The following is a 6568-nucleotide window of genomic DNA, read 5'->3' as shown; positions in this document are numbered from 1 at the left end:
CGGGGGTGGGCGTCGCCGGGGCAGGGCCGCCGCGGTCCGGGCCAATTCGGTGATCGCGTCCCAGTCGCCGGCCGCCACCGCGGCCTTGGGGGCCACCCAGGACCCGCCGATACAGGCCACATTGGGTTCATCCAGATAATCGGCCGCCCTGGCCGCGTCGATGCCGCCGGTGGGGCAGAAGACCGCCTGGGGAAAGGGGCTGGCGAAGGCCCGCAGCAGGGGAACGCCCCCCACCACGCTGGCGGGGAACAGCTTGAAGGCCGAAAAGCCCCGCTCCAGCCCCGCCATCAGCTCCGTGGCCGTGGCCACGCCGGGCAGCAGGGGAATGGGTCCTTCCAGACCCTCGCCGGCGATCAGGCCAGGACTGACGGCGAAGCGGGCGCCCGCCCGGGCGGCGGCCTGGCGGGCGGTGGCCGAGGTCACGGTGCCCGCGCCGACCACGGCGTCCTCCACCTCGCCGGCGATGGCGGCTATGGCCTCCAGGGCCGCGGGGGTCCGCAGGGTCACCTCCAGGGCCCGCAGGCCGCCCTTGGTGAGAGCCCGGGCGAGGGGGACGGCGTCGGCGGCGTCCTCGATGATCAGCACCGGCACCACCGGGGCCAGGGCCATGATGTCGTCCAGGGTCACAGGCGCACGCCTTCCAGTTGGCTCAGCTCCCGGGCGCAGCCCACCAGGGCCGGAAAGGGATGGGTGATGAGAAAGGTCGGGATGTCACGGACATAGGGCGACAACCGCCCCTTGGCCTCGAAACGGTCGCGGAAGCCCCCGGACATCAGCCGCTCGACCATTCGCGGGGCGATGCCGCCCCCCACATAGACGCCGCCCCGGGCGCCATAGGTCAGGGCGAGATCACCGGCCACGCCCCCCAATATGGCGCAGAAGCGGTCCAGCACCGCGGCGCAGGCCTCATCGCCGGCGGCGCCGGCGGCGATCACGGCCCGTTCGTCGGGCAGCTCCGGGGTTCGGCCGGCCATGTCCTCCAGGGCGGCATAGAGATCGAACACCCCCTGCCCCGACAGGACCCGCTCCACCGAGACCCGGCCATAGCGCTCCCGAAGACGTCGCCAAAGCTCAGCCTCAACCTCGTCATGGGGGGAAAAGCCCGCATGCCCGGCCTCGGTGGCCACGGCGATGTCCACGTGCAGGGAGCGGGCCACGGCGGCCACGCCAAAGCCCGTGCCCGGACCCAGCACGACGATGGGACAGGTGGAGGCGCCCCGGAGCTCCGGACCGATCGAGCGCATGTCGGCGGCCGCCAGGACCGGCGCGGCCATGGCCTGGCCGGCGAAGTCATTGACCAGCTTTATGGCGTCAAAGCCGAAGGCGGCGATCAGGTCGGTCTCGGACACCTGCCAGTCGAGATTGGTGAACTCGATCTCCCCGTCGACCACCGGGCCGGCCACGGCGATCACCGCCTTGGCGGGACGCTTCTTGCCCGCCGTCTCATTGAGATAGACCGTGATGATCTCGTCGAGGGCTCCGTATTCGGCGCAGACATAGGTCTTGGTGTGACGCAGATGGCCGTCGCCGTCCACCAGGGCGAACCGGGCGTTGGTGCCCCCCACATCGCCCACCAGACCTGAATAGATTTGCGCCATCAGGTGACTTCCTCAAACAGGACCGACGCCCCGGCCTCGGCCGGACCGGCCGAGCGACGCATCCATCCAAACAACTCCCGGCCAAAACCACGGGCGTGGTCCGGCCCCCGTGCGGCGGGCCTGGCCGCCAAGACGCCCGGCTCTACCTGGATGTCCAGCCGTCCGGCCAGGGCGTCCACCAAAATCATATCCCCATCCTGCACGCGCGACAGGGCCCCGCCATCGGCGGCCTCCGGCGTCACATGAATGGCGGCCGGCGCCTTGCCCGAGGCGCCGGACATGCGACCGTCGGTGACCAGGGCCACCTTCTGCCCCCGCTCCAGCAGGAGGACCAGGGTCGGCGTCAGGCTATGCAGTTCGGGCATGCCGTTGGCCCTGGGGCCCTGGAACCGCACCACGGCGACGAAGTCGCCGGTCAGCTCCCCCCGTTGGAAGGCCGCCAGCAGCTCGTCCTGGTCGTCGAACACCCGGGCTGGCGCCTCGATCACCAGATGCTCGGCCTTCACCGCCGAGGTCTTCATCACCGCCCGGCCAAGGCCGCCCTCCATCAGACGCAGCCCCCCCTCCGGCTGGAAGGGGTCGCTCACCGGCCGCAGGATGTCGAGATTGAGGGAGGCCGTCGGCCCCTCCCGCCACACCAGCCGCCCCTCCTCCAGGAAGGGCTCGCGCTGATAGGATCTGAGGCCGCCGCCGGCCACGGTGACCACGTCGTCATGGGCGAGGCCCGCGTCCAGCAGCTCCCGGATGACAAAGGCCATGCCGCCGGCCGCCTGGAAGGCGTTCACGTCTTCCGAGCCATTGGGATAGACCCGCACGAGCAGCGGCACGGCCCGGGACAGGTCATCGAAGTCCGACCAGTCGATCAGGACTCCGGCCGCCCGGGCGATGGCCACCATGTGCAAGGTGTGATTGGTCGAACCGCCGGTGGCCATCAGGCCGACCATGGCGTTCACCAGGGCCTTCTCGTCAACGACCTGGGCCATGGGCGTATAGGCCTCGCCCCCGCCGATGATCTCCACCGCCCGCTGGGCGGCGGCCGCCGTCAGGGCGTCGCGCAGGGGGGTGTTGGGGTGGACGAAGGCCGCGCCCGGCAGGTGCAGGCCGGTCATCTCCATCATCATCTGATTGGTGTTGGCCGTGCCATAGAAGGTGCAGGTGCCCGGCCCATGATAGGACTTCATCTCGGAGTCCAGCAGCTCCTCACGGCTGACCTTGCCCTCGGCGTAGAGGCCCCGCACCCGGGCCTTTTCGGCGTTGGAGAGCCCCGAAGTCATCGGCCCCCCGGGGACGAAGATCACCGGCAGATGGCCGAAGGCCAGGGCGCCCATGGTCAGGCCCGGCACGATCTTGTCGCAAATCCCCAGCATCAGCCCGGCGTCGAAGGCGTCGTGAGACAGGGCGATGCCGGTCGACATGGCGATCACGTCCCGGGAGAACAGGGACAGCTCCATGCCCGGACGCCCTTGCGTCACTCCATCGCACATGGCCGGCACCCCGCCGGCCACCTGGGCCGTCGCGCCGACCGTCTCGGCCGCGGCGCGGATCACATCGGGAAACCGCTCATAGGGCTGATGGGCCGAGAGCATGTCGTTATAGGCCGTCACAACGGCCAGGTTCGGCGCCGTCGGGTTGCGCATCTTCGCCTTGCCCTCGTCCGGCATGGCGGCGAAGGCGTGGGCGAAGTTGGCGCAGGACAGCTTGGCCCGCCCAGGACCGGACCGCTGGGCGGCCTCCATCCGTTCCAGATAGGCGCCCCGGGCGTCCCGACTGCGGGCGATGATCCGCGCGGTGACCTCGGCGACGATGGGATGAAGGGGCATGGCGACTTCCTCAGGGGGTCCAGAGAACCCGCACGGGAACGCGGGTCTGGGTCAAGAGCGCGCCGACCGGCAGGTCGGCTCCGGCCTTGGCGCGGGCGATGACCTGGCGCTTTTCCGGTCCGGCGATCAGGATGATGATGGCTTGTGATTGTAACAACGCCGCCAAGCTCAGGGTGATCCGTGGCAGGGGCGGGTCGCCGATCGCCTGATCGATCCCCAGACAGACGCGAGCGCCCGTCGGGTCCATGGCGCTCTCCAGCCGGTCTGCGCCGGGGATCAGCGAAGCCACATGGCCGTCAGGCCCCATCCCCAGCAGGGTCATATGGAAGGGGGCCAGGGCCGCCACCTCGGCCTCGGCCAGGTCGGCGCTGGCGGCCGCGCTCGGCGCCGGCCGGCTCAGGGGAATGAACCCCGACGCCGCCGCCGCGCCCACCCGCAGCCGGGTCGAGACCAGGGCCTCATTGGAGGCCGGGTGATCGGCGGGCACGAAGCGGTCGTCCGACAGGGTGATGTCTACCCGCGCCCAATCCAGAGGCGCGCGGCTCAACAGGTCATAGACAAGGCCCGGGGAGCGGCCGCCCGTGACCACCAGGCTGGCCCGCCCGCCTGCCGCCAGGGGCCGCGACAGGGCCGCGATCGTGGCTTGAGCGGCGGCTTCCGCCAGGGCCGCAGGGGATTCGAAGGTCTCGATCATGGCTTCCTTCTAGTCCGATCGCCGCGCCCATGCAGCCCCGCGTTGCGGCGGAACCATTGGCGCAGCCGCCGGTTACGTCCAGGCGGTGGGCCATTGGGCGTCAGCACGCCGCCAGCGCCCAGACCTCGGCGTGCGCCCAGGACAATTCTGATGCGGATTGCACAGGTTTCTCCCCTGTATGAGGCCGTGCCGCCCCGCTTCTATGGCGGCACCGAGCGCGTGGTCGCCCACCTCACCGACGCCCTGGTGGACCTTGGTCACGAGGTGACCTTGTTCGCCAGCGCCGAGGCCCGGACAAAGGCGCGCCTGGTTCCCGTCCGCAATGAGGCCATCCGCCTGGACCCCAGTCCGCTGAAGTCCGACCTGGCGGCGCACATGAACGCCCTGGCCCAGGTGCGAGACCGCGCGGCGGATTTCGACCTGATCCACTTTCACACCGACATGATCCATTTCCCCTTCTTCGGGGACATGGCCCACCGGACCCTGACCACCCTGCACGGCCGTCTGGATCTCAAGGACCTTGCTGGCGTCTATGCCCGATGGCGGGACTTTCCCCTGGTGTCGATCAGCGACCACCAGAGGCTGCCCCTGCCCGAGGCCAACTGGGCCGGGACCGTCCATCATGGAATGGATGCGAACCTGTACCGCTTTCACCCCGAACCCGGCGGTTATCTCGCCTTTCTGGGCCGCATATCCCCAGAAAAGCGTCCTGACCGGGCCATAGAGATCGCCGTCAGCGCCGGGGTCCCCTTAAGGATCGCCGCCAAGGTCGATCAGGCCGACCGCGACTATTATGCGAGCCGGATCAAACCCCAGATGGACCATCCCCTGGTGACCTTTGTCGGCGAGATCGGCGATGGGGAGAAGTCGGACTTCCTGGGTGGGGCCCAGGCGCTGCTCTTTCCCATCGACTGGCCCGAGCCCTTTGGCCTGGTGATGATCGAGGCCATGGCCTGCGGCGTCCCGGTGATCGCCTATGATTGCGGTTCGGTGCCCGAGGTGGTCGAGCCGGGGCTCACCGGCCTGATCGTCCGCAACCAGACCCAGGCGGCAGCCGCCGTCGCCGCCACCGCGGGCTATGATCGCGCCAAGATTCGCGCCCGGTTCGAAACCCGGTTCTCGGCCCGGGCCATGGCCCAACGTTATCTGGACCTGCACGCGGCCCTGGGCGTTTCGTCCGGGGGCGCGCCAGGCCCCCTGGGCTTCCCCCTCGCCGTCAGCGCCTGAGGGCCCATGGATGATCTGACCCCCGACACCCTCACCACCACCGGAGACACCGGCGAGGCCCGGTCCCCCAACCGGCTTTACGCCCTGAAGGACAAGGACACCTTCGTGGTGTGCGACGCCTTTGGCGACATCACCGGCGACGGCGACGGCCTGTTTCACAACGACACCCGCATCCTGTCGCGGTTTCGCCTGCTGCTCGGAAATGCGCCGCCGTCCCTGCTGTCGGCGGCGATCGGTCAGGAGAATGTCTTCTTCTCCTCCAATGGGGCCAACCAGTCCCTGCCCTATCCCGGGGGGCCGGTCGGCCCCCCGGGAATCCTGCATGTGCAGCGCCGCCGGTTCCTGTGGGATGAGCGGCTCTATGAGCGGATCAGCATCGTCAACTACAGCCGCGACGTGGTGCTGGCGCCGCTCTGCGTGGAATATGGCGCGGATTTTCGCGACATGTTCGAGGTCCGGGGCGCGCGCCGCCCCCGACGTGGGGTCACCCGCCCCCCGATCTGCGACGGGCGCTCGGTGCGGTTTGGCTATGAGGGGCTGGACTATGTGGAGCGCACCAGCATCGTCGCCTTCTCCGACGCGCCCTGGCGCATCACGGCCCAGAAGGCCGACTTCATGTGCAGCCTCAATCCCGAGGGCCATTTCGAGCTCTATGTCGAGGTCGGCGCCCATGGGGGCCCCACCCCCAGCCGCGAGCGGTTCGATGAGGCCGCCATCCGCGCCCGGTGGGACATGCGCCGCCGCCGCCGGCACGGCGCCCGCCTGAAAAGCTCGGGCCGCCTGTTCAACGAATGGCTGGACAGGTCGCGCTCCGACCTCGCCCTGCTGACCACACGGCTGGAGACCGGACCCTACCCCTATGCGGGCATTCCGTGGTTCTCCACCGCCTTTGGCCGCGACGCCATCATCACCTGCCTGCAGCTGCTGTGGTTCGCCCCAGGCCTGGCCAAGGGCGTGCTGACCTATCTGGCCGCCCATCAGGCCGAGGAGGTGTCGAGCTTCCGCGACGCCGCGCCTGGCAAGATCATGCACGAGACCCGCAAGGGCGAGATGCCCGCCGTCGGCGAGGTGCCCTTCGCCCGGTACTATGGGGGGGTGGACACCACGCCCCTGTTCATCGTCCTGGCCGGCGCCTATGCCGAGCGGACCGGCGATTATGAGCTGATCGATGTGCTCTGGCCGGCCCTGAAGCGGGCCACGGCCTGGATCGAGCGGTTCGGCGACTCCAC

6 protein-coding genes are annotated in these 6568 nt (G+C 69.6%); 2 read left to right on the top strand and 4 right to left on the bottom strand.

What is annotated here, in order from left to right; translation table 11 throughout:
• The 4 genes from eda to pgl form a co-directional block, all read right to left on the bottom strand.
• On the bottom strand, nt 1-627 hold a 627-nt coding region (eda, locus tag Q7V15_RS07070; protein WP_304754739.1), incomplete at its 3' end, for a bifunctional 4-hydroxy-2-oxoglutarate aldolase/2-dehydro-3-deoxy-phosphogluconate aldolase.
• Entirely contained in the window at nt 624-1598 is a 975-nt protein-coding gene (glk, locus tag Q7V15_RS07065; RefSeq protein WP_304754738.1) for a glucokinase, read from the bottom strand. The genes eda and glk, both read right to left, overlap by 4 nt.
• Nucleotides 1598-3418: a phosphogluconate dehydratase gene (gene edd / locus Q7V15_RS07060; protein WP_304754737.1), complete on the bottom strand. Its 1821-nt coding sequence runs from the start codon at nt 3416-3418 to the stop codon at nt 1598-1600. The genes glk and edd overlap by 1 nt, the downstream gene beginning before the upstream one ends.
• Nucleotides 3419-3428: 10 nt before the next feature.
• Nucleotides 3429-4112: a 6-phosphogluconolactonase gene (gene pgl, locus Q7V15_RS07055; RefSeq protein ID WP_304754736.1), complete on the bottom strand. Its 684-nt coding sequence runs from the start codon at nt 4110-4112 to the stop codon at nt 3429-3431.
• A gap of 150 nt (nt 4113-4262) precedes the next feature.
• Between pgl and Q7V15_RS07050 the strand changes: the two genes are divergently transcribed.
• Nucleotides 4263-5339: a glycosyltransferase family 4 protein gene (locus Q7V15_RS07050; RefSeq protein WP_304754735.1), complete on the top strand. Its 1077-nt coding sequence runs from the start codon at nt 4263-4265 to the stop codon at nt 5337-5339.
• Nucleotides 5340-5345: 6 nt separating this feature from the next.
• A partial coding sequence (locus tag Q7V15_RS07045) for a glycogen debranching N-terminal domain-containing protein (protein WP_304754734.1) occupies nt 5346-6568 on the top strand: 1223 nt, incomplete at its 3' end.

It is taken from the genome of Phenylobacterium sp., from assembly GCF_030651755.1.
Taxonomy (GTDB): Bacteria; Pseudomonadota; Alphaproteobacteria; order Caulobacterales; family Caulobacteraceae; genus Phenylobacterium.
This window is presented reverse-complemented; position numbering and strand designations above follow the sequence as displayed.